This window comes from Chromohalobacter sp. HP20-39 (assembly GCF_033052815.1).
GTDB lineage: Bacteria > Pseudomonadota > Gammaproteobacteria > Pseudomonadales > Halomonadaceae > Chromohalobacter.
Window position 1 is genome coordinate 1 of sequence record NZ_JAWHTP010000987.1, and the last position, 250, is coordinate 250.

The following is a 250-nucleotide window of genomic DNA, read 5'->3' on the forward strand; positions in this document are numbered from 1 at the left end:
GTTCCACTTCGACTTCATCAGGCTCCAGCGCGAATGCGGGCAGCGGGAACCACTCCAGGTGGCTGAGCGAACCTGCTGACTTGAAGCCGAGCACGGCGGGTACGGCCGACGCACCTGCCGCAGCGCGTGCCGCCTGCTCGCGCAACTCACCGACTTCAGCAGCCAGCATGCGCGACACGTAGCGCGCTTCGAGGCCAAGCACCACTTCGTCTTCCGCATCGTTGCACAGCAGCTCACGGCTGAGCGCCGG

The 250-nt window shown here is 66.4% G+C and carries 1 protein-coding gene; it reads right to left on the reverse strand.

Annotated features, from left to right (window positions below; translation table 11 throughout):
- Positions 1-250: hypothetical protein (locus RVY79_RS20925; protein WP_317466529.1), on the reverse strand; the 250-nt coding region annotated here is incomplete at both ends.